At 39.0% G+C, this 24434-nt stretch carries 16 protein-coding genes and 1 riboswitch; of the genes, 4 read left to right on the top strand and 12 right to left on the bottom strand.

Annotated features, from left to right (window positions below):
- Positions 1-7: 7 nt before the first annotated feature.
- Positions 8-391: an aspartate 1-decarboxylase gene (gene panD, locus I6N90_RS12335; RefSeq protein WP_197935927.1), complete on the bottom strand. Its 384-nt coding sequence runs from the start codon at positions 389-391 to the stop codon at positions 8-10.
- 841 nt (positions 392-1232) lie between these two features.
- Between panD and I6N90_RS12330 the strand changes: the two genes are divergently transcribed.
- Positions 1233-2288 (top strand): hypothetical protein, encoded by a 1056-nt coding sequence (locus I6N90_RS12330; RefSeq protein ID WP_232242959.1) that lies wholly within the window; start codon positions 1233-1235, stop codon positions 2286-2288.
- Between the two features lie 101 nt (positions 2289-2389).
- Here the strand turns inward: I6N90_RS12330 and I6N90_RS12325 are convergent, their stop codons facing one another.
- The 3 genes from I6N90_RS12325 to I6N90_RS12315 form a co-directional block, all read right to left on the bottom strand.
- Positions 2390-6796, bottom strand: coding sequence for an S-layer homology domain-containing protein (locus tag I6N90_RS12325; protein ID WP_197935926.1), 4407 nt, complete (start codon positions 6794-6796; stop codon positions 2390-2392).
- 231 nt (positions 6797-7027) lie between these two features.
- A complete protein-coding gene (locus tag I6N90_RS12320) occupies positions 7028-7924 on the bottom strand; it encodes a DUF6999 family protein (protein WP_197935925.1) in 897 nt (298 codons plus the stop codon).
- Positions 7921-9801 (bottom strand): 3-oxoacyl-[acyl-carrier-protein] synthase III C-terminal domain-containing protein, encoded by a 1881-nt coding sequence (locus I6N90_RS12315; protein WP_197935924.1) that lies wholly within the window; start codon positions 9799-9801, stop codon positions 7921-7923. Before I6N90_RS12315 ends, I6N90_RS12320 begins: the two co-directional genes overlap by 4 nt.
- Positions 9802-10041: 240 nt before the next feature.
- Positions 10042-10124: riboswitch (cyclic di-GMP riboswitch) on the top strand.
- 23 nt (positions 10125-10147) lie between these two features.
- Between I6N90_RS12315 and I6N90_RS12310 the strand changes: the two genes are divergently transcribed.
- Positions 10148-10924 carry a carbohydrate-binding protein gene (locus I6N90_RS12310; RefSeq protein ID WP_197935923.1) on the top strand — a complete coding sequence of 259 codons (777 nt, stop codon included), beginning with the start codon at positions 10148-10150 and terminating at the stop codon, positions 10922-10924.
- 159 nt (positions 10925-11083) lie between these two features.
- Entirely contained in the window at positions 11084-11356 is a 273-nt protein-coding gene (locus I6N90_RS12305) for a hypothetical protein (protein WP_197935922.1), read from the top strand.
- Positions 11357-11723: 367 nt separating this feature from the next.
- Here the strand turns inward: I6N90_RS12305 and I6N90_RS12300 are convergent, their stop codons facing one another.
- From I6N90_RS12300 to I6N90_RS12265, 8 genes are all read right to left on the bottom strand, one after another.
- Positions 11724-12098: a response regulator transcription factor gene (locus I6N90_RS12300; RefSeq protein ID WP_197935921.1), complete on the bottom strand. Its 375-nt coding sequence runs from the start codon at positions 12096-12098 to the stop codon at positions 11724-11726.
- 24 nt (positions 12099-12122) lie between these two features.
- Positions 12123-13760 carry a diguanylate cyclase gene (locus tag I6N90_RS12295; RefSeq protein WP_197935920.1) on the bottom strand — a complete coding sequence of 546 codons (1638 nt, stop codon included), beginning with the start codon at positions 13758-13760 and terminating at the stop codon, positions 12123-12125.
- Positions 13750-16617 carry an ATP-binding protein gene (locus I6N90_RS25265; RefSeq protein ID WP_197935919.1) on the bottom strand — a complete coding sequence of 956 codons (2868 nt, stop codon included), beginning with the start codon at positions 16615-16617 and terminating at the stop codon, positions 13750-13752. Before I6N90_RS25265 ends, I6N90_RS12295 begins: the two co-directional genes overlap by 11 nt.
- A 144-nt stretch (positions 16618-16761) precedes the next feature.
- Positions 16762-19107 carry an ABC transporter permease gene (locus I6N90_RS12285; protein ID WP_197935918.1) on the bottom strand — a complete coding sequence of 782 codons (2346 nt, stop codon included), beginning with the start codon at positions 19105-19107 and terminating at the stop codon, positions 16762-16764.
- Between the two features lies 1 nt (position 19108).
- On the bottom strand, positions 19109-19870 hold the full coding sequence (locus I6N90_RS12280; RefSeq protein WP_197935917.1) for an ABC transporter ATP-binding protein: 762 nt from the start codon (positions 19868-19870) through the stop codon (positions 19109-19111).
- 177 nt (positions 19871-20047) lie between these two features.
- Positions 20048-21307, bottom strand: a complete 1260-nt coding sequence (locus I6N90_RS12275; RefSeq protein WP_232242958.1) for a HAMP domain-containing sensor histidine kinase — start codon at positions 21305-21307, stop codon at positions 20048-20050.
- Positions 21308-21327: 20 nt separating this feature from the next.
- A complete protein-coding gene (locus I6N90_RS12270; RefSeq protein WP_197935915.1) occupies positions 21328-22011 on the bottom strand; it encodes a response regulator transcription factor in 684 nt (227 codons plus the stop codon).
- Between the two features lie 73 nt (positions 22012-22084).
- On the bottom strand, positions 22085-22966 hold the full coding sequence (locus tag I6N90_RS12265; RefSeq protein ID WP_197935914.1) for a LysR family transcriptional regulator: 882 nt from the start codon (positions 22964-22966) through the stop codon (positions 22085-22087).
- Positions 22967-23072: 106 nt separating this feature from the next.
- Here I6N90_RS12265 and aroA point away from each other — a divergent pair, with 106 nt between their 5' ends.
- On the top strand, positions 23073-24419 hold the full coding sequence (gene aroA / locus I6N90_RS12260) for a 3-phosphoshikimate 1-carboxyvinyltransferase (protein WP_197935913.1): 1347 nt from the start codon (positions 23073-23075) through the stop codon (positions 24417-24419).
- Positions 24420-24434: the final 15 nt, after the last annotated feature.

Here is a 24434-nt window from a genome sequence, read left to right as displayed (position 1 = left end):
CGTTAAATTAAACCGTCGTAGAGTGCAGCTCTTGATACGTATCTGTTACGATACGATTATTTTCATCCATAATTACGACATTCGGCTTATAACCTTTAGCCTCATTCTCATCCATCATTGCATAGGAGATAATGATAACTCGATCACCAGGTTGTACTAATCTTGCTGCCGCACCATTCAAACAAATGACTCCAGAGCCTCTCGGGCCCGTAATCGCATACGTTTCAAGCCTTGCTCCATTATTAATATTTACAACTTGTACTTTTTCGTTCTCTAGAATATTCGAAGCCTCAAGTATGTCTTCAGCTATCGTGATGCTACCTACATAATTTAAATTTGCTTCCGTTACAACTGCACGGTGAATCTTGGACTTGTGGATTTCTCTGAACATAATGACACGCTCCTTATGGAATAGTGGTTTTTTAGGATCAAATAAATCTTAATAAAAAATTAGCACTTCCTTCTTTAATAGTTAACTATTTACAATAAATTGGAATATTAAAAGAGATATATTCACTTTTAATGTTCATAATTTCTAGTGAGTTAGGGTCATCTGAGTAGTTGAGAGAGTTGAAAATCTGTATGTGAGAGATAATTGCGAGAGATTAAATCTTTGAGAGTATGAATCTTGTAGGTGGAAGACTGGTACAGCTTGATGTGAGTGCAAATCTAGCTGTCAACAACTAAGGGGGTGATTGCTTTCCTTGCATTTTGTCATAAAAACGGGTAAAGAGGGTGCTCATTCATACTATTTAGTTATCAAAGAACGGAATAATTATTAGTCCATTATCACTAATCTATTAAAATTTACACTTTTCAATGATTGGACCTCATTCATATAGTAGATGGATTAACGCTTTAAAGTAAGGGAGATTATCCTGTAAAAAGGGGGAAAATTTGATTTTTTGATCGTTTCAGTCATTTTTTGTATAGTTTCGAGCATTATATAAGAGGTCGTCAAAAATCCAGAGTCATCACATTTAGTGTTTCTCCGTCTGTAGTTGATAGTATTTCTGCATATCATTTGTAAAATAGTTATTTACATTAATTTAATTAAATTTCGCATACATTTATTAGATTTGTTATTTATATCTAATCCAAATTATATATCGGAATATATTGTGATTAGCATGCTGACCAGCTAACGAATCGCATTGTGCTTATATTCAAGAAATTGGTCAAATAAGAGTTACTAGGTTCGTTAGCCATAAGTTCGGAAATTGCTATCACTAATGACTATTAATAGGACTGGTGTTGAGATTGAGCCATTAAAGGAGGGAAATATATTGTATACTTTTCTGAACATTGTTATGGGACCTTACTTACATGTTAAATGGTTTGTTCGTGATACAGATTGGACTCCGCAAGGGTTTTCAACTGTTGTCACGCCCACCTTTCTATTTTGGTTCGCTTTTACATTAGTCATAATTCTTTTAGCATCTATATTTGACACCGCTTTTATGCGAATACCATTTGTAGAACGATTACATTGTTTTCTAAAAAAACTAGAACCCTATCAATTTATAGTTTTACGTGTTGGCCTAGGGCTGGCGTTATTGCTTCAGCTTATTACAGGAACATATCTTGCACCTGATTTAGTTACCCAGCACTGGGGTGTCTATGTACTTCTTATTATTGCCATTATTGGGCTTTATCACAAAAGAACATTAGTCATAAGTGGTGCAGCACTGTTAACACTTTTTATGATAGCATCTATTACGTACGGACTATTCCATTCCCTCGACTATATATTTTACCTAGGAGTAATCTATTATTTATTTGTTGCCGCAACTCGCTTTCACCATACCGCATTAGCTGTCCTATACAGCTTTACAGGTTTGTCACTAGCGTGGTTAGCTATGGAGAAGCTTACGCTTGCCAAACTTGCATGTTCTCTCATGCACGAATATAGCATCACACCAATGGGATTCACAGTAGAAGAATTTGTTCTTATTAGTGCTTTTATTGAACTAGGTTTAGCATGGGCATTTATTGTAGGACTATTAAACCGATTTACTGCGCTATTGCTAACAGGTCTATTTCTGACTACAACTGTCCTATTTGGTTGGACAGAGATTATCGGGCATTTAGTCGTTCACACGCTGCTTATCATTTTTTTAGTTGGCGGACGGGACAAACATCCATTTTTGCATAAATTAAAGCGCTTTCCAATTCTTCGCCATTCATTGCTTCTTCTACTTTTCTGCGTTTTACTGTTTGGCCTTATGTTCATTTATATATGGATGGGACAGCCAACTAGCGGTTTAAGTGTTGGACTATCTTTGTAACCGTATTCAGTGAGACTTATAAAAAAACCCGGCCATTGTGGCCGGGTTTCTCTTTTTAAATCATTTATAGAATGATCCCTATAAATATTAAGTCAATTTCTTCATTTCAATTGCTCGCCACCGCTCACCTTTTTTTCATAGTTGTGATCTATGGAAGCTTCTTGAATATGACCAAGTGCCCAATGAGACTCAGTCACATCATTCCACTGATTTAAGCTACCACCTGACAGAGGTCCTCTGCCAAGCAACTTATTTATAATCGTCACTGCTTCTGCACGTGTCAACAGATGATCTGGACGGAACGTATGATCAGTATAACCAGTTATTATTCCCGCTCCATGAGCCTTTTCGATTGCTTCCTTTGCCCAGTGTCCATCTATATCCGAGAAATTTTGCTTAGGTACAGCTCCGCTTCCTTCTGCGCCTTTATCCCCAGTTTGCTTCTCAATTAGCCGGCTCACAATGGTTGCCATTTCACCACGTGTAATGGCCTTTTCTGGTTGGAACGTTTCTGTTTGGTAACCGCTCATTAACCCCATCTTTGTAACCTGATCAATGTTTTCTTTTGCCCAATGTGATGGTGACAGGTCTGTATACGTTTTTGCCGTTTGTGTAGCTTCCTTATCCATTACTCTATCTAAAATAGCTGCTACTTCACTGCGGTCGATATGTTTTTCTGGCTTAAATAATTGACCCGCATAACCTTTAATGTATGCCTTATGCTCATCTTCCGGTTTATTTTGGCGTTCCTTCAAGCCTTCAACATACAGCATAGTGAACGTACTAAATTTATTTGTGTGGAACTCGATTCCTTGTTCTCCGTTTCTGTAATTGACCAATTTGCCCGTTACAAGCTCCTTCGTACCATCATCATGCTCGATATAGATAACGAGGTTATCAAGTATCTCTTGACGCTCCTTCTCGTCCGAAGGAAGTACATTTTTCAGCGGGAGATAAAGAACGACAGGACGGTTCTCCATATTCGTCTCCACGATCATTGGTCGGCCGAGAACGTTGATCTTCATGCCTTGAGCCATTTCTTTTACGATTTGTTCCTGTTTAGCACGCTCTACTACTTCCTTCTTTTGAGGCTCCTCTTTTATTGGGACGATACGGAAATACATGTCCTTATCAAAGCTGCTTAACGATGAAGCAGGTACTAAAATTCTCATATTTTCAGTGAACAGCTCCAAATGATGTTGTCCAGTTTGCAGTGATTTAAGCGCTGAAAGAGGGATATCAACCTTCACTTCAACGACGTTATCTTTTGCATCTGGAATGACGATACGTACCGTATCAAGTCCTTGCTCATTTGCTTTTTTTACCGCCTCTTCTGAAGCTTCTCTAGATAATGTCACCTTATCCTTTTGCGTTCCATTTGCAGCAGTTTCGCGAACGACCTTCGTTTTGGATATCGTATTGCCAAGTCCTGCATCGCCTGTCTCAATTTCAACTGTAATTTCTTCTATTGTTGACGTTGGAGTTGTTGGCTCTGGTGTTGGTTCTGGATCTGGTTTCGGTTCTAACGGATTGGTTACTTTCGTCGTAACAAGCTCCGTAGCTGCTGTGCTACCCTCTATTTGTGCCTTTGCTGTAAATGTAAGCTTATCTGATTTGTGGAACGTATCCCCTGGTACAGTCGTTTTTACATCTACAAATGTGGTATTCCCTGACTTAATTACAACACTGTTTCCACCCACAATTTCTACTGGCCATCCATGTTCAGACACCGCAGTTAGGTCGAAGTTAGTTCCGTCTACAGTCTGGTCATTCTTGAATAAATTCAATACTGCAAACCGATAAGTAACCTCTTTATTCAATGGAGCAGATTGATTCTCAGGTGCTAAAATTTGAGTTAATCCAGCTCCAGTCCAGCGTTCGTAAGAAATAACATCCCACTTCTGTCCAGATGTAAGGGAGCTGCGATTCCATTGCAATTGATAGCCTGCATCTACAAACTCTTCTTCCTCTCCACCTTCACCGCTATGATTCAAACGATTTGTTAAGTTACCTTCAGAAGCTTCCTTATTACCATCGTCGAATTTCCCTCCATAGTACTGATCAGCAGGGCTGGATTTGCTGCCATAAAAGCTCATAACACCCGATTTATCCATAAACTCATTGCGTAAAAAGATCATGTTTAATTGTTCATTCCAATAAGCACGGGCGTTATCTTCCCCATAGAAGTAAGAATCCCCACCATGAATAATCTTTACATTTGAGTATGCATGGTCTGCTGATACATTTTCTAACGACCATTTCTTCTCGTAGAAATAGTCGCCTGAATTGTACGTAATCGACTGCTTTAATTGCAAACTTCCGTCTTCCAATAGCCACACTATTTCTATACTATTGTCACTCTGCTTCGTAATGTTACCTATGCCTAAAGCTAGAGTTCCTTCAGATTCATTGGAATAAAACGGAGAAGTATACCGTTTAGTTTCTCCTAACTGATTCGTAAGAAATAGATTAGTACCCCACGCGTCATGACCATAATATTGTCGCACGTACCCATTGCCTTGCAACAAATAAGCACTTATATCTCCTTCATCAGAAAGGTTTATCGCTAGTGGACTGCCATCACCACCTAATGAGATATCCCCTACAACTATCCTTTTATCTTCATGTAAAGTACGATCTGGAATTCCAGACCCTGCTTCAAAATCAAGGTCTGTTTCACCTTTCCAGTTTGTTGGGAAAGTTAATCCGCTAATCGTAGCTACACCATTTACAATGAGAGAAGAAGTATACGTTAGTGGAATGTTCTCTTCATCTTCACTATCAACTGAAATAGTTACAATATCTTTTTCGTCAAAAGAGTTACGACTAGTTTCAATATTGTCATCATCATCTACAAATAACACTTTAAACGGTGGTACAACTTTTCCTGGAGCTACAAATTCTGAGAGTCCTTCAAAATCTAAGTCAGTCGGATACGGTGATTTAATATGGTCGTAGTCTAATGTGATTGATGCGAATTTAATAACATTCCCTTTTGTATCTACTTCATAAAGGGCAATAAACTTGTTCGTAACAGGATCAACACCAGATATATCTGTCCCCTCATATGGATCGATGACATTTGCTCCACTTGGAGCACTATCGCCAATATAAGGTGTATCAATTAATTGATTTGAAACGACAGCAACGATCCGATTTCCAACATCTGTAACTGGATTCAAACTAATTTGTGTTGTAAATAGCTCGCTACCTTTGTTGACCGATTGATAGTAAAGTGGATCTGCGAAAGGCTTTGGCTGCTTAACATCATCATCAGTCAGCTCGATTTGAGCAAATTTGATTATGTTGTTATTTTCATTAAGTTCGTATACAGCTACATACTTATTAAAATTGGAGTCCGCGGATATATCAGTGCTCAAATAGGGATTAATTGTACCTTCAGGTACATATTCACCAATATAAGGCGTAGCTGTACTGGAATTCGATACTTTAATAGCTAGATGATTTCCTTCTGCTGCAGTACCAGAAATCCGTGTCGTCCAATCCGTGTCTCCGCGAGAAGCCGCTACATCACTTAATAGCGGAGCAAGAGCCTTTTCTCCTAGTCTCTTAGCATAATTAAGACTATCTGCTGGATTATAGGCAAATACACCAACATGAGCAGGATAATTGTTTCCTAACCAAAACATCCCTTCTTTTGATATAAAAATATCCGTTTCCCAATGTGCTATGTTTTGTAGATCTAATGTCGCAGTAAGCCCGCCCGTACTATTCAATACTTGAACTCTTTTATTCCCTGTGTCCAAAACATATATATTGTCATTACTATCAATAGTAAGTTGACTTGGCATATTAAAATGCAGCTCATCACTTCCCGATGTACCTCTAACCCCTGCTACAACAACCTCTGTCGTACTATATTCTGTTGGGGTTAATTTATCAAATTTCACTACTACATAACCATATAGATCTACCCCGTATAAATTCCCATTAGAATCTATCGATAGATCAGTGAGTGATCCATTTGTAACTAAGGATTGTGTTGTACCATCCACATAATAAATTTCAATTTTGTTGTTAGTGATAGTGTCCGCAACAATGAGATTTCCATCGGAGTCAATTACAATCGACATCGGTATATATCCGAGGTCTAGTGTTTCAAAGTATCCGAATAAACCTGTTCCTTCATCTCTCTGGAAAACTTGAATTCGGTTGTTTCTGTAGTCACCTACATATAAATTTCCATTGGGATGAATAGCTAGCGCTTTAGGAGCGTTAAGTTCATGATTACTATTTCCTGAAGTGCCCGGTACTCCAATAATCTGGCTCACCGTTTCATCACTATTAAATATGCGAACAATGTTTTCAGTTGGATCAGAAACAATTACGTTACCGTATACATTGTCCGTAACCGAACCAATTTGCTTCCAATCCCCCCATCCTTCTTTCATTACTGGAACGTTGTTTGCACTAACTGTTAAAGGAAAGGATGCTACTACTAATACAATAATCAATAACATTGCAATACTTTTGTTAAACTCTCTCATCTCGTCATTCCTCTCTGTCATTATATTGAAAGATAATCGCTAAACACCTTGTTATAGATTTCCATCTTCAGTTTAATAGAATGTACTGAACGAACACTTAACACAGTTAATAAATTATGGTATTAATCGTTCATTAGTTAGCTATGTGTAATCAAAAAAAAGACCTTCTGCCCACACATTTGTTTGTGGTTAGAAGGTTCTTTTCATATGATTTGAAGTTATTACACAAGCCTACTTATTAATAGAATTGGCATCGACCATCGCTTTGCCCTTTAGCTCAATTAACAAAGCATGTAATTGCTCTGTAGCTAGTCCATGGAGAACAAGTCGAAAGCCCGCTTTAAGCGTTGTAAGAGGAACCATCGGATGTTTATTGTTGATTAAAGCTAACCGTTCGTTGCTTCCAATAATTTTGGATGCTAATATACCTACCGTCTCGTCAAGCTGCAAAGAATTTGTTGCTCTCCAAAAGTCATTGTCAGTGAGGAACATCTGGTAAACGGGCGTAAAACATTCAATCGCTGTCGTCAAATCAAGAAAATTTGTCCAACGGTTCGGCATTGGCTCAATTGGAATTCTAGTTGTTGTAATAGCATCGAAGTTAAGTGTCGTTTGCTTCGTGACTTCAAGATTTTTTTCGCGCAGCTCGCGATTAAGATTAATAATAAAATTGTACAAATTTAGATCATGGATAAGAAATAAGTCATCCTTCACTGGTTTCAGATCAGTAGGCTTTAGTGGGTTCATCGTAATATTTACGCCTGCTACGTTGTCCCTAATAAATTGAAGGACTTCGGAACCAAGATAGAAATGTCTCAATATCATATAATTGGCACTCGGGCTTACGAATGTTTTCATCCCCCAATAAAGTACGCGGTGAAGCACCTTGGAAGAAGTGAAGGCGTTCGGCACTATACTTTTGTACAATTGCAATAAAATAATTAATAATCGTGCAAACGGTCTAAGCAACGGCAATAGAAATTGCCTCGTTTTGCTAGAACAATCCTTTAAATAAACAGCTTTAGCCTCCTCATCAAATGGTATACTTTGATCTAGGAAAATAGCTAAAAACGGGTTTGGGTCGTTTTTGTCATGCTGCATGCGAAGAAAAAAATCAGCTTCACTCATGCGTTATCCAGCTCCTCTAACTGCAGTAGATATAAACGCGCCGTCGTTTTAGCTGTCTTGACGATCCGTGCCGCTATGTCTGCTGTAAGCATTGGATGCTGGACGACTGTTTCCAATCTTTCAAAATGTTTTTCATCTGAATCACTATGGTAGAGTAGAAACGAAACTTGTTCATCTGTTAGCGAAAGTTGATCTCGGATCATTTCTCCCCAATAACGAGCCATTCTACAGCCAAGCCCTTCAATAATCCACATCGCTCCGATAAGATCATAAGGATTATCACGACTAGCACGTTGGAACAAATATGCGGATAAAGCTTCGCTTCCGATATTTTTATCGCCGGATTGAATCATTGCAATATCCCCGCCAACGGCTACATAATTTTTTTCCAGTATTTGAAAATCACGATGTTCATCTCGTGCATGAGCAATAAACGTTGATCGCAGATCGATATGTTCTATAGCAATATAGGATGCTGCACGAGCAATCCATTGTGAACCGTCAATCACTTGCTGACGAATATTTTCCATTAGCTTCTTATAATCTTCTAACGTGAAGGTGTCACGATATAATTTACGAATAATCGGAACATGAGCAAGCTTCTGTTCAAAATCGATCCAAACTTGTACCAGCTGCCGAACCAATGCTTCCTGAACACGATTATCCGTGTCGTAATCGAGGTGCGGTGCAGCATGCTCACGTTCTTCAAATGAAGCTGATTCGTCCCCAGTATTTTCGGATGTGGAAGTATTACCTACAACAGTTAACAGCATATAGGACGTTTGGAATCGTCCACTTTCAGGTACCATACAAAGCACTGTCTCACCTGGTTTAAGCTGGCCCGAATACAATAGTTCTTCTAACATAATGTAAATAGACGCCGAACCCGTATTACCTTTCGTGTACAAATTCGTAAACCATTTTTCTTCTGGTATCGTTAATCCGCCAAGCTTCAGTAGCCGGAAAATTTCTTCTCGGAAAAAGTGAGAGGAGTAATGGCAAACCATCCAATCAATAGCAGACGGATTCACTTTTTCTTCCTCCACCAGTTCAAAAAAACGATTAACTCCGAGCTTCGGCATTTCATTTACTAATCGAATATCTTGTTTCAAATTCATCGAGCCTTGATCTGCCGCCTCATGTACGGAACGATAGTCAAGCCACGATGTATGCTGCGCACTCTCTTTATCGAATCCGGCATACATGCATGTATCATACTGATTGGCGTATGATTTGTTATCGATCCATTCAATACGAAGCGAAAGACCTCTTGTAGCAGGCTTGTTTCTTAAAAGGGCTGCCCCTGCTCCATCCGAAAGCATAAAGCGAAGAAAGTCAGTATCGAATGGCACTGCATGATCCCTATATGCTTCTTGGGCTTCAAAGCGAGTATGTTTAAACGCACGACTTGAAAACTCACTAGCACATGAAATCGCCGTTTGATGTTCACCTGACTGTATGTGCAAATAGGCATTTTTGAGAGCATGGATTCCGCTAGCACATACACCATGATGTGTAGCAATTTCCATAACAGGCAACTTCGTCTCTGCATGAACCATACTAGCAAATCCCGGCACAAGCAGATCTCCTTGTGTTGTCGCTGCAGCCAAAAAATCTATTTTATTTTCATAATCGGAAGTGTTGCGTTCAATAGCATTATGAATAGCAAGTGAAGCCATCTCCGCGTTTGAATAGAGACTATTTTGCTCCTTATCGATAGCGTAATGTCGATAAAGTATTTTATTTTGCTCAAGGATACGTCGTTTCGACTTTGAACCCTTCCCTCCGACTTTACCTAAGTAGTCCTCGACTTCATCATTACCAATCGGTGATCCCGGCAAAAATGTCCCCATGCTCGTTATATATACAGGATTCATTGCACACCTCACAATAGGAATAGTTTCCTACATCATGAATGCAATACAGATCACCGTCTAGTACCATCCTTTTTTGGTACCTATATATTTCCTTTATAAAATAAACAGGACATACCTATCTTTATCGTCCAAGTAAATGACTTTAGATCTATACTTTCATTAAAATATATAGTTAAATAGTCCCGCTTTTAATTGACAGAATCTACATAGGGGACATATAATCAACTAGTACGTTATTACCATATTTAGGGGACGAAGAAGTATAGCTACTATGTGGGCACTTAAGCTATATGGAGTCAGTAGTGCAACCCACCTGAAATCTCAACCATTTTAGGAGGAAACAATCATGTTCGGTAAACTATTCAAATCAACGACGTCTCTTCTTACTTCAGCTCTTCTATTAACAGCACTAATTGTTCCCGCAGCAAGCGCACAATCCGTAGATAAACTACAAGTATCTGCTAAAGGTAAAGCTTGGGGCATCGGCACAAAGTATGAGACTGCACAAATTGATTTACAAATTAAAAACAACTATGGTACTGCTGGAAGCACGATTAAATCTTGGGTACTTGAGTTTGACTTCGCTGGTCAGATCAAATCTGTTGCAGGTGCAGTTGTTACTGAGCAAACGGGCAACCGCTACAAACTTAAAGGTACAACAAAAACTGATCTAGTTTCTGGCGAAACGTTGAACCTGAAAATTGAGAGTGCTCTAAATGGCGCAAAAACAGCTTCGTTTAGAAACATCACATTGCGACCAGAAACCGCAGCGAGCAAATGGGTTTTAGGTGCTTCTTACAAGGTTAATGATGTTGTAGAACATAAAGGTAAATACTACCGTGCGATTCAAGCACATCAAGTACATGTATCTAACTGGACACCTGATCAAACACCAGCACTTTGGAGCTCTGCTGCTATCGAAGGTTATAATTTCTCCACTTCCGTACAAGTTAGCCTAGAAGTTATTGAATCTTGGAAACTTAACGGCGTGTACAAATCAGGCCAAATCGTTTTCCACGCTGGAACATTTTATAAATGTGTAACTTCACACACTGCATATGCACCTAACTGGTCTCCTGGTCCATACACGAAGAGCCTTTGGAGCAAGACAGTATTGAAATAATTGTTTGTATATAACTCACAACCCCCACTCTACTTAAACAAAGTAGGGTGGGGGTTTTATTTGTCTATAACGTTTATGAGTTTGACTATAATACCTCATCATGGAATAATTTATAAAATAAATAGAGGTATCTATTAGATAAAGAAAGGATATCTGCCTATGAGGAAGCTATTATTACTCTGTCTAGCCCTACTTATTCTTTTCGGACTTTCTGCTAATGTAAAAAAGAAGACGGAGATCGAAGTTGCCTCAACTGATCATTCGCCCTCACATGAGTTTACAATTACAACTAAAAGTCAGAGTAGCCCACTTACTGTGAAATCCAACATGATTACTGAAATTAATGCTATGGATACATCTATCTTTCAGTCTATAATTAATGATTCATCGGAAAAAACTCCTTATATTAAGCTTGGAGAAACGATACAGTGAGCTTTTAGAGATAGTAATCTCATCGCTTATGAATTAGAAGATTATATATTACTAAACGACGGTACTCCTAAATACACTAGCAAACACGCAGCTAAAATCAGAATTAACTTCAGCCAAGGCAGAGGCTCATTTCTACTTGAACCAAATGAATTTTCTTACCTAAGCTCTCAATTTCCGACTAAAGAACCCGGCGCAGTGAGTAGAGGTTTCCGTCTTTTAGCCTACTTGGAAGACAAAGTTCAAGAATTCGCATTTATTATAAGAACGGATACTTTTCCTTTGTAGTAGCATCCTATTCGCTAAATAAAAAAGCAGCCAACTAGGCTGCTTTTTTTATCATATACACATTGTTATGAATACTACATGTCTATCTTACAAACTCATTCTCCAATAGTTGCTCCACTACCTGCAAAAGCTGCATAGGACTAAACGGCTTAGGAATAAAACTATGTGCTCCCGCTTCCATCGCACCTTTCCGATCTGCTTCTTGCGCTTTGGCCGTTAACATTACGATTGGCATTCGAGCCTTGAGCTCGCTCGGCAATTGCATCATCACTTCCACACCTGAAAGCTCTGGCATCATATAATCAAGCAACATCAAGTCATAACTCGTTGTACTTAACTTCTCCAAAGCGATCCGGCCATCTTCCGCTGTATCTATTTGCACATCCAAATCTTCTAGTGTATCTGCAATAAGCATACGAAGAATTTCGTCGTCATCAACAATTAGTACTTTTTTCATACATCCTCCATTACTATCGTTTCGTTATTTAAATAGCTTCTGCACTAAACGTTCCACTCTTGATAATAACTCCGTCATTTGAAAAGGTTTTATAATATAATCATCGGCACCATGCTGCAATGCATAAATAATATCCGTCTGATTCGTTCTAGCTGTTAACATCGCAACAACAATGTTCCGCTCTGGATACTCATTTCGTACCTTCGTCAGTACGTCTACACCATCCATTGTGGGCATAGCGCCATCAAGTAATATCACGTATTTATGCTGCTCACTATACCAATCTGATTCCAAAAATTGAATACCATCCTCATAGCTGCTCACCAATACTTGCAAATTACGATTTGGCATCCATTGCTTCAAATGTGAAACAACGATTTCACGAATTAGAGGATCATCATCTACTATAATGATATTCAGCTTTTGTTCTTTTCCTTCGCTATTCATACCCGGTGTATAAAGAACTGTCTTATTTCTACCTGACTCTTTGCCCCAATAGAGCGCTTGATCGGCTTCTTCAACTAACTTCTCTGCATGTGCATTGTTACTATGACTTTCCGTTACACCTGCTGTGAAAGTAACCTGAAACCTTTGATCCCCTGTTGTGAACGTATGTGTAGAGAAATGATATCTGATTCTTTGAACAAAATCAGAAACTTGTTCTTTACCCGTATTAGGTAGGAGTAGTGCAAATTCCTCTCCGCCGTAGCGACAAAAAATATCGCCTTCTCGTTTCGTAGAAAGTACAGTTTGTGCAAATACGCGTAGAACTTCATCCCCCATAACATGACCATACGTATCATTAACCCCTTTAAAATGGTCTAAGTCCATAATAATAACAGTGAACTGTTGACCCGTCCGTCCAAAGGAGGCGATAAGTTCTTTTATCATGCGGTTAAAATGTTTACGATTATAAGCCCCTGTTAACTCGTCAACAATAATAGAACGTTCCCATTGTTGTTTGATTTTGAACCGATTTTCAATAAGTGCTAAAAAGAGATCTTGATCGATCGGTTTAGCGAAAAAGTCCATTGCTCCGATACGATAAACATGTATACGTTGCTCTATCGTATCCTTTGTACTCATTACGATAATTGGTGAATGTTCTTGATGGGACTTCTCTACAATTTGTTTAAGTACAACTAACCCATTTTTATCCGGAAGCAGAATATCAAGCAATATCATATCTGGTTTCCAATCATAAAAGAGCTTTAATCCACGTTCTGCTGTTAATGCAATATGGACTGGATAACCCCGCTCCTCCAATATCGCCTTCAAGTAAGCCGCTAAATCAACATCATCATCGATAATTAATATTCGTTTTCCAAATGTTTCATTTAAAACAGCCGACTCATACGTTTCATCGTTACTCTGAAGAGGAGTAGTTTCCATTAGTTGTACAGGTATATAAACGAGCAGAGACTTTAACAGCTCAGACCATTCAGAAAACGTAAACGGACGTGTACTCGCATCAGAAAACAAGAGTAGCTTATGATCCGCTTCCTGCTCAATTTCGAACAAACCAATCGTCCCTGCTGTACCTTTAAGATTGTGGAGAAAACGATATATTTCTTGTTCCTCTACAAAAGGTCTACTCGCCCACTCATCGAATGAACTCTTCATCCGCTCTGCTACTAGTCCTTTATATTTATCATTTATCAACGGCCTTCTCCTTATGGATTGAAATAATATCTTCAATCGCTTCAATTAATTTATAAGGTACATATGGCTTGATTAAAAAATGGGAAATACCTAATTGTGCTGCTCTTTCTTTCTCTTCAAACGCACTGGAAATAATAATGTGAATGTCTTTTAGTTTATCGGATGCTTTCATTCGCTCAATAACTTCCCAGCCACTCATATCGTGTGCTAACTTTAAATCCAAAACGATAACGTTTGGCTGACGTACCTTCATCGCTTGAAGCGCACTATCACCATCCGAAAATAAGGAGGTGTGATAACCTTTTTCGACTAGTTCATCATGAAGCATAACGGACAGGCTAACATCATTTTCGACGATCATAACTTCAGTTGTAGAGGAGAGTCGCAGTTGGTCTGTATGAGAGATGCCATTACTTCTTGCCTCAGATGCCTGATGGATGGGAAGAATAATAGAAAACGCACTTCCTTTCCCGAGTTCCGTCTTCACGTTTACGTCACCTTGATGCCTTGTCACGATCTCTTTAACGATGGCAAGACCTAAACCCGTTCCTCCTATTTCACGTCGGTCCGAATTATCAACACGATAAAACTTGGTAAACAGATTCGGTATCGCCTGCTCAGGAATACCTAATCCATCATCCGACACATCAATACAAAGCTTATCTCCTACTTGTTTTGTTGAAATTCGTATATCTCCGCCTTGTGGCGAATATTTAATCGCATTTCCTACTAAGTTCACGAGCACTTGTAGTAGCTTGTCCCTATCTCCATGTACGACTGCTCTCTCGTGAGCACAATTCCAAATGATCGTATGCTGCGAAGTACTGGCTTGCTGTAATTCCTTCACTTCATCTATAAGAGGCATAATTTCAACCGGCCCGAAATCATAATATTGCATGCCTGTTTCCATACGTTGCAAATCAAGAAAATCATTAACTAATTGCGTTAATCGTTGCGCTTCTTGATGAATAGTAGCCATATATTTACGCTGACGTTCTGGCTTTAATTCGCGATGAATCAATAATTCTGAGAAACCAAGGATGCTCGCAAGAGGTGTTCTTAGTTCATGGCTGACAGTACTTACGAACTCTGACTTCATCCTATCTACTTCATGCTCCTTCGTCATGTCACGATGAACGAGTAATATACCGATCTGCATGTTGTTACGGTAAATTGGCTCCCAATAGATACCAATATATCTTGAAGTTTCTCCCTTAAGTACGTAACTCATGCTTTGAGCTTGATTCGTTTCACCACTTAGTGCACGATCAACAAATGTGAACAGTGTTTCAGCGTCTTCGATTCTAGAACGTAATAACTCCTTATATGTTTTCAAGGACATTCCTTTTAGCTCTGAATCATCATAAGAAAGACCCATAAGTTCATATAACTTCTCATTAATTTGAAGAGATTGTCCGTCCAGATTCATTAACTGAACACCTTCTTGGATCGTATTCAGCATGTCCTGGGTCATTTGGCGTTGACCTTCAATAGCTTCAAACATTTCAAGTTTCTCAAGTGACAATGAGATTTGACCAGCTAAACCGGTTATTTCTTGTTTGTCTCGAACTCCGATCGTCATGCCAACACGTGTTAGAACCATGAATGCAGTAGCTTCACCGTTCCCTTTCATAATCGGAATAAAAATATCATACGCACTTAGCTCGCTAGTAAGGTAACCTCTCTCACCATCAGTTGCAGCTCTTTCACGAACATATATTTTTTTGGCTTCTATAGCGCGAATTACAGCACTACCACCAAGACTATTGCGGAATTGCAGTGCCTCCTCCTCAGAAACACCATGAGCAGCGTAGTCCCTCGACACATTCATAAGTACCAGTATTCCCTTTTCTGTCCGTGAGATTTCGACGACGCTTCGAATAATGCTACTTAACAATTCCCTCTTGTCGAGAGTGTTCGCCAAAGACTGCGCTAACAAATTTCGTTTATTCAAATACACTTCATTTTCTTCCATCTTACCAACTGCTTCTTGCAACTCATCTTGTTGTGCTTGAAGTTCTTCCTGCTGAGCTTGAAGTTCCTCGTTCTGTGCAAGCAGCTCCTCTTCCTTTTCCCTAATCTCATAAATCATGTTATGTAGTGATCTTGATAACAATCCAATTTCATCCCTACGCTCTAGCATAACTCCGTCTATACTAGCGTCCCTCGTATAATTAAGCGCATAATGTGATAGCTCACTTAAAGGAGTTCCGATATCTTTAGCGAGTCTGCGAGTAATCAACAGAGATAATACAAGAACAATTACGCTATATATCATAAAATAAACGCCTTGCAGCAGAAGCGATTTAAACAGCTCGTCATTTTCTAAAGCTATCTGTTCACGAATCATTTCTTCTGATTTCTGCGAATAAACAATGATTTCGTTTGTAGGATTATTGGCACCTAGCGTAATCAGCTTTCGCAACGATTCATAGTCGCCTTTTTCTGCGAACGCTGCTCCTTTTGGCAGTACATTATTGATATAGTTTTCGAAGTAATTTTCTATACGTATCACCAGCTCTTTTTCATCCGGCGTTAAAGCAGTGCTTTTAAATGCTGTTAATGACTTGTCCAAATCTTCTTTGGCTACAAATATTTGTTCATATTCATAGTTGTCTAAATAGGCGAAGTAACCTCTCACTCGCAAAATAATTTCATTCGTATGATTAACGATACTCGTAATATGCATTTGACTTTCACTCATATGACGGGTAGCTTCATCGTATTTCTGAACATTCCGAAAGGTGCTCCACGGCATAATAATTGCGCCAATTAGGATGAGCAACAAGCTCCCCATCATCATGGATATCATTCTTCTTTTTATACTATTTCGCACATAATTAAATACGTTAATCACTAGAATATCCTCCTAGATTTTATCTGCATTTTGATATTATTCGACAAATTACGCACTTTACCTCTATTTTTTTGCCGAAAACTGTAACAAAAAAGAGCACTTCCCACACACACCAAACATAGCGGGCTAGTACTCTTCCTTCCATTATTCCGTAATTAATTCATACGCCGATATCTCTTTAATTCTACGTGCTACAATCATCGATACAATATAGGACAATATAACAAGTCCAATACAAAGCATAATAATAAGTGGACCTTTAATAACAAATTGAACATTATGGATGCCTGCACCTGATAGTAATAACGTAAGCATCGAATTCGTATACTTAATGCCGAGAATCCCGCCAACACTTACACCAATTATTACGATTGGAACAAAACTATACATAATCTGATTCATAATTTGCAATGTCGTATATCCTATCGCTTTCATAATACCGAATTCCTTCTTACGCTTAATTATCATCGTTTTAATAACTAGATAGAGAATAAGGACAGTAACTAATGTTGTAATCGAAAGCACAAGTACCATTACTGCAAGCATGGCAGTACTATAAATGCTCATTTGGCCTTGGATCGTCTCACCCACATTAAATACCTGCTCGAACTGACCTGAATACTTCTTCTTTATGATTTCGATAAAGGTATTACTAGCGATATGATCCAAATAGAAATGATATAATTCACCTTGATAACTAGGCACAAGATGCTTCATACCCGCTACTGTGAGTGAAACAGATTTACCATTTCCTATTCCTTGGCTAAAACCTGTAATAAGATAGGAATAACTACTACTACCAACTTCTAACTTAATCGTATCTCCAATCTCTTTGTTCAAAAACGATGCCATCAGCCACGATATAGCCAGTTCATTATCATGCTTTGGGTATCTTCCCTCAAAAACGGTTTGATTGTTCAACTTGCTGTAATCATCTGAAACATATGTAATGACAGCGTGACCTTCCGAAGTTGTCATTATGATGTCTAGGAGTGCAACTTTTTCTACTCCGTCCATTTTTTCTATCTCATTAACAAACCCACTATTGTCTTGGCTAGGCTTAAATTGAATCATAACGTCAGAAGATTCTGATCCGGTTAAATGAATAAAAGCTGTTTTGTCGGACACTACATTATAATGAAGGACGATTGAGAAGACAGATGCAAATGTTACCGCTGCAAGGATAAGTGCAATCATAATATTATATTTACTATTAGCTACGAGTGTCTTACATGCGAGCACAAAACTTAATCCACCTTTGCTGCTTTGAAGCGGAAACCTATTTATTTTAAAACTATGAGTCTGGATACCACCTCTGAGTGCAGCAATTGGAGGCATTTTCTTAATACGCATAGAAGAAAATAGTGTAACAACCGAGACCAACAGTAAAACAATTACTATGCTACTGGCATTAATTGTAAACTCCAGCTTTTGAGTCCAAAGCAGTCCAGACATTGAAGATATTATCTTCCCGAATACAGGCATTACCATATAATAAACAGCAACTGCCGCACTTCCAGCCACAAGTGTAATCATCAAAAACTGCAACATAATCGAATTTATAATGGCTTTGCTTGTATATCCGATTGCTTTCAGTACGCCAATATTGACGATTCCGTCTTCAATGCTGTTCGTTACTCGGAACTTTATGACAATAAGTGAAATACAAACAATAATAATGGAAAATACAACTAAAATCATTGCGATGAACCCCGTTTTTAAAGCGAAGAGGTTCTTGACCGTCTCAACATCCGATGACCACAAAAATGATTCGGCCGTCTTATCATTGACTAGTGGAAACTTCTTTTCGTAATCCGCTGACAGCTTTGGAGCCAAAGTATCGTCTTGTAAAATCGCAGATAGATGGATACCTTCGGCTTCAGTACCAAATTGATCATCTAGAGAATTATATTCATCACCATGTATATAAAATTTCATTAATCCCATGTCAGTGGTAGCCTGCATCGTTGCTTCAAAAAAACCTGCGATACGATATTTATATTGTGCATTCTGTTCGATAATTGTAAACGAATCTGCAAGCTTGTATCCACCGCTTTGCTTAAAGGTATACGGCAAATAAATGTCCTTATCCGAACTAACTCCGATTTTTTCGATCAACTTAAGTGGAGCTATCCCTCCGTTAGCATCATCTGCATTATGAATGGCTGCAACGCTAGACATTTCACTTTCGCCAAACCGAAACTTGCTCCCTCTGAGCAATATTATTGATTCCTTCTTAGCTTCTATCACGCCATCATATTGAGTGAAAAAAATTTCTTTGGCGGACGTATAGTCAGAACTGTTGATTACGATGGAAACGTGCTGTCCATGAAGTTCTTTCACCTTTTCTCCATAAAAGGTAGTTCCTTTTAAAATAATTGTTATACCCACATTTAGCAAAATAGCAGCAATAAAAATTAATAGGAATAGAGAAAATGCTGCGCTTTTCCCCTTCTTAATATTAGCAATAGCAAGGCTCCATGAGGTCATCTTACCACCCCATCTCAATAAGAAACTCTTTGAGCAGTTCATTACGCTCATGATGCTTATCGACATGATAACGATCTAGTCGTAAATCGCCACATATAACACCATCACGAAGATAGAGTACACGATTGCCACGAAGCGCCGTCTTCGTATCATGTGTAACCATCACAATACTTTGTCCGCTTGCGTTTACCTCACTCATTACATCCAGCACACTATCACTTGAAGCAGAATTAAGCGCACCCGTCGGTTCATCAGCAAATACGATTTTCGGATTGTTAATAAGAGCACGTACGATTGCCGCACGTTGCGCTTCACCGCCAGAGAGTTGCTCAGGAAACTTTCTCCATAACATTTCGTTCAAGCCAACTTGCTTCAAAAGTTTTTTTGCCTGCTCAACCGTTTCTTTTTTATTTTTACTAACTAGAAAACCACTAGCCAGCACGTTATCCAGTACACTCATATTATCTAGCAAATAAACCTTTTGAAAGACGAATCCGCAATAATTTCTTCTAAATATAGCAAGCTCATCATTATCTAACTTTGAGATTTTCTTTTCTTCGAAGTAGATTTCCCCTAATGTTGGTTTATCCATTCCTGACAATGCATAAAGTAGTGTCGATTTCCCCGAACCCGAACTACCCATAATGACAGTGAAATCACCTTCCTTTAAATTCAAATCCAAATTTTTAAGTACATGCTGCTGAACGCCGCCGCTGGAAAACGTTTTGCACAACTTTTCTGTTTTCAAAACTATCTTTTGCATGATGAGCACTCCTACCCGCTTTTAGTTGAAACGTTGCAGTCGGTACTAGATCACAAAAGGGACTGTAACGTTGATTACAGTCCCATCTTACATGAACAATTCTTAGTTAATCTTTATTCAAATCTTAGCCAATTCTTAATTGTGTAATTTAGCTTATTTTTGAGCTTGAACTTAAGCTTAAGCCAGCTTAATCTTGAGCCTAACGGTAAAACCGTCCGCTCGATTGAAGCCGTCAATATCACCTTGCATACTTACCATTAACGTTTTGGAAATATACAGCCCTAGACCAGATCCACTCTTATTGCCAATATTATTTCCTCTATAATATTTGTTAAAGATGAGCGGTAGTTCGTCTGGGTGGATGCCCTTCCCATAATCCATGATGTAGATCTCCAGATGTGTTTCGTTTATCACTGATGATATGGAAACCGAATTACCTCCATATTTGTACGCATTGCTTAAGATGTTATCAAATACTTGTTGAAGACGTGTTACATCCGTTAGGAGCAAACAAGAAGGAATTGGCTGACAAGTTATTTGATCATCGTAATTTACATTCTCGATCATACTTTGAAGGACACTGCTTAGTTCCTCAGTGACCGTAATTTTTAATTCCGTTAATTCTTCCAACGTCGAAAGAAACATATCTGTCATAAGCAAATTGATTTGTTCCGCCTTCGTATAGATCGTCGATAGTTGCTTAATAATTTTGTCTTCCTCTGCTTTTACCAGCATAAGTTCGCTCACTGCCTTAATAGAAGCGACTGGTGTTTTTATATCATGACTTAAGGTTGCTACTAATTCTTTCTTGCTGCGATTAGCTTCATATTCTCGCTTACGGGCGGCAGCTAACTCTTCGCGCATCAAATCAAAGCTTTCAGTAAAAGCGCCGAACGGATTGTTATCATCCATTATCAGAGGAATATCAAAGTTACCTTTTGCTACATGATGAGCAAATACTTCTAACTTTCGAAATGGCTTAAATACGGTATTGTTCAAATAGATGATGTAGAAAACACATAGAAGAGTAATCATTGCGAATGTGGAACTTACTATGAGGATAAGTCGTTGTTTGATTTGTTCCATCACTTTGGCATCGTCCGTTTGTATCATTAACTTACCTTTCAGCGTGCCGTTGACTATTATATCTACTACAGTATGTCTGTTTTTAATAGCGTCATGTACGGAAGAAAGTTGTGTGTCTTGCGATTGAAAGAGCAAAGCTCCACTGTTGTCGATAATAATAAATGGCTGATTGAGCTCTTCGTTATTCCATCGCTCAATCGTGCTATAATCGTCTTTTTCGAATGTAGCCCAGTTACTTTCAAGATGTTTCATTAGCTCATTCAATGCAACCATGTCCACGTCTCTGTCAAGTTTTGTATGTATAACAAAAAAGGATGATAACCCACCCAAAATAAAGACGACTGTGATCATTATGAGGATCAACTTCACCCTCATCGTTTTACATCTTCTAGAACGTAACCCGTTCCCCAAACTGTTTTGATATATTGTGGATCATTCGGGTTCACTTCAATCTTTTCCCTAAGATGACGAATATGTACGTTAAGTGTCCCATCTCCTGTTATGGAATCGCCCCATACGTTACTGAACAACTCTTCTTTCGTTACGACTCTGTTTCTATGTGTAGCCAAATAATTTAGTAGCTTAAATTCCATCGTTTTGAGCTTCACATAAGCTCCGTTAACACGGACGCGGCAAAGCTTGCTATCAATCTGAACTTCACCAAACTCTATCATGTCGGTTGGACTATTATTCCCGTATCTCTTCAGAACAGCTTTTACTTTAGCCAGTAAAACACTGAGGGTATATGGTTTATGTATATAATCATCTCCACCGATATTAAGCGCAATAAGGATGTCATCGTCACTTGCACGCGCGCTTATAAAGAGGATTGGGATATTTGTTGTTTTTCTGAGTTTTTTACACAAGTCAAAACCCGAAGCATCACCAAGATTAATATCTAGCAAAATCAGCGATGTTTTATTGTGCTCGAGAAACTGCAAGCATTGTTCCGCACTAGTAACATAAGCAGATTTTACATCAAACATATTAAAATATTCACTAGTTGTTTCTGCGAGTACCGTCTCATCATCAACAATTAAACAATCAACATTCATAAATATGTCCCCGTCTCCGATAGTATTTTTATATTTTATAATATATTCAAATATTTTCCTACCAGTGGAGTATTTAAAACGTATTCAATATACGAACGAAACGATCAGCTGCAACGGACAATTTCATATCTTTCCGAACAGCAAATCCTATATTACGGGTTGGGATGGGATCATCAAGTTGCAGTTCAAATAGCTTCCCACTTTGCAGTTCCTCCTGTACGAAAGATCGGCTTATAAAAGCTGCTCCGTAACCTAACTTTGCAAACTCTGCTAATAAATCGATACTTCCTAATTCAATATCTGGCTTTACCGTCAGCCCCTTAGCAGCAAACCATTGCTCGACGAAAATTCTGGTGCTGCTTCCCGGCGATAATAAAATTAATGGTAGTTCCGAAAGTTCTTCCGCAGTAAGGGAACGTGCCACATGCTCTTTATAAGATTCGCCAACTACAAAACAATCCTCCTGGACTGCAAGAGTCTCGATATGTAATTGTGGATCGTTAATAGGCATATGCAGAACAGCACAGTCAATTTCGCCTTCCTTAAGCCGCTGTGTAATTTCTGGCGTTTTCCCATGTGAAAGTCTAATTCTTATTCCCGGATAAAGCTTGTGGAAAGTGTTCAAATGAGGCAATAGAAGATGTTTAATAAGCGAATCGCTCGCTCCGATTCGAATCTCACCTGCGTTTAATTGTTTTAAGTTTTGTATATGCTTTTGTGCTGAATCGAGCATGGAAAACGACTGCTCCACATACTCAAGCAGCGCCCTACCTTCTTCCGTTAACTCTACCCCTTTTGATAATCGATGAAATAATTTCACCCCTAACGACTGTTCCATCCCCTTAATAGCGTAGCTCACCGATGGTTGTGTAATATGAAGTTCTTGTGCGGCTTTCGTTAAATTTCGATGACGTGCTGTATGCAAAAAAATCCGGTACCATTCTAAATGAACCATTTGGCATAAATCCTCTCTATGACAAACTCATAATATTCAAATTTCACTTATTCCAACTATCTCATTAAAATAAAGATATATCAATCATTCGAATGAGGTGGACTAAATGGTAATGAATCAGCCCGATTTGGAAGCTCGTTCCCCATGGTCATCAAATAATAATAGACATGAAGTAATCGTTAACCCCCCTAAGGAGCGAATTGACGCAACGATCCGAGTCACTGGAAGTAAAAGCTTAACAAACCGCGCGTTAATTATTGCGGCTTTAGCTAACGGTAAATCACAACTAGATGGCATATTAAGAAGTGATGATTCTTATTGGTGTATCGACGCTTTAACTAAACTCGGCGTAAAGGTAGTTACTGAAGGTGAAACCGCATATATCGATGGCTGTGGCGGGAATTGGCCAAATCAGTCTGGGGAACTTTATGTAGGGGCCGCAGGTACAGTAGCCCGTTTCTTGCCTGGAGCATTGGCGACTGGAAGCGGCAAATGGACGATTAGAGGAAGCAAACGAATGAGTGAGCGACCACTAGCTCCGCTACTGGACGCTTTAACGAAGCTTGGTACACAATTTGAGTATGAACAAGCTGATCGATGTCTCCCGTTTAAACTGGATGCCAAAGGATTACAGGGTGGTGAAGCAACCCTTCCTGGCTCCACATCAAGCCAATTTATAAGCGGTTTGCTAATAGCTGCCCCCTATGCAAAAGAGTCTCTTACTTTGCGAATTGACGGTGAAGTTGTGCAACGAGACTATGTCGAGATGACTCTTTCGATGATGAGATCGTTTGGTGTATCAGCAGAAGTATCTGTTGATGGTCAGTCGATCGTCGTACCAAAAGAAAAGTATCAAGGACAGTCTCTCCTGCTCGAACCTGATGTTTCAACCTGTTGTTATTTCTGGGCGCTAGCTGCACTAACCGCAGGCCGTGTCCGTATCGAAGGCATCGATGCTCGATATACAAGTCAGCCCGATATAGAGATTCTAGACGTATTAGAGCAAATGGGTTGTACCGTTGTCCGAGGTGAAAACTTCGTAGAAGTACAAGGCGTAAAACAATTAAAAGGCGGATTTACGATTAGTATGAAAAAGTGGTCTGATCAGACACTTACAATAGCTGCTATGGCTCCTTTCTTAGACGGCCCAGTAACACTGACAGATGCTGCTCATATTAGACATCATGAATGCGATCGTATCGCTGCTATATGCTCTGAGCTGAGCAAGCTAGGCATTCAAGTCGAGGAGCATCATGATGGGTTAACCGTCTACCCTGGACAGCCAGTAGCGACTTTATTAGATTCGCATGACGATCATCGTATGGCTATGGCGCTTTCGTTGGTCGGACTAAAAGTTGAAAATATCCGTATAACTGACCCTGGCTGTGTATCGAAAACATGTCCAAGCTACTTTGAACAGTTGTCCACACTTGGGGTACAAATAGATTACTAAACGAGGAGGCACATA

Source organism: Paenibacillus sp. GSMTC-2017 (genome assembly GCF_016019935.1).
GTDB lineage: Bacteria > Bacillota > Bacilli > Paenibacillales > Paenibacillaceae > Pristimantibacillus.
The sequence above is the reverse complement of the archived record's forward strand: the minus strand, read 5'-3'. Positions and strand labels throughout refer to the sequence as shown.

Bases quoted from the DNA above. Each gene is read 5' to 3' on its own strand.
- panD (WP_197935927.1), bottom strand. From the start codon at position 391: ATGTTCAGAGAAATCCACAAGTCCAAGATTCACCGTGCAGTTGTAACG.
- I6N90_RS12330 (WP_232242959.1), top strand. From the start codon at position 1,233: ATGACTATTAATAGGACTGGTGTTGAGATTGAGCCATTAAAGGAGGGA.
- I6N90_RS12325 (WP_197935926.1), bottom strand. From the start codon at position 6,796: ATGAGAGAGTTTAACAAAAGTATTGCAATGTTATTGATTATTGTATTA.
- I6N90_RS12320 (WP_197935925.1), bottom strand. From the start codon at position 7,924: ATGAGTGAAGCTGATTTTTTTCTTCGCATGCAGCATGACAAAAACGAC.
- I6N90_RS12315 (WP_197935924.1), bottom strand. From the start codon at position 9,801: ATGAATCCTGTATATATAACGAGCATGGGGACATTTTTGCCGGGATCA.
- I6N90_RS12310 (WP_197935923.1), top strand. From the start codon at position 10,148: ATGTTCGGTAAACTATTCAAATCAACGACGTCTCTTCTTACTTCAGCT.
- I6N90_RS12305 (WP_197935922.1), top strand. From the start codon at position 11,084: ATGAGGAAGCTATTATTACTCTGTCTAGCCCTACTTATTCTTTTCGGA.
- I6N90_RS12300 (WP_197935921.1), bottom strand. From the start codon at position 12,098: ATGAAAAAAGTACTAATTGTTGATGACGACGAAATTCTTCGTATGCTT.
- I6N90_RS12285 (WP_197935918.1), bottom strand. From the start codon at position 19,107: ATGACCTCATGGAGCCTTGCTATTGCTAATATTAAGAAGGGGAAAAGC.
- I6N90_RS12280 (WP_197935917.1), bottom strand. From the start codon at position 19,870: ATGCAAAAGATAGTTTTGAAAACAGAAAAGTTGTGCAAAACGTTTTCC.
- I6N90_RS12275 (WP_232242958.1), bottom strand. From the start codon at position 21,307: ATGATCACAGTCGTCTTTATTTTGGGTGGGTTATCATCCTTTTTTGTT.
- I6N90_RS12270 (WP_197935915.1), bottom strand. From the start codon at position 22,011: ATGAATGTTGATTGTTTAATTGTTGATGATGAGACGGTACTCGCAGAA.
- I6N90_RS12265 (WP_197935914.1), bottom strand. From the start codon at position 22,966: ATGGTTCATTTAGAATGGTACCGGATTTTTTTGCATACAGCACGTCAT.
- aroA (WP_197935913.1), top strand. From the start codon at position 23,073: ATGGTAATGAATCAGCCCGATTTGGAAGCTCGTTCCCCATGGTCATCA.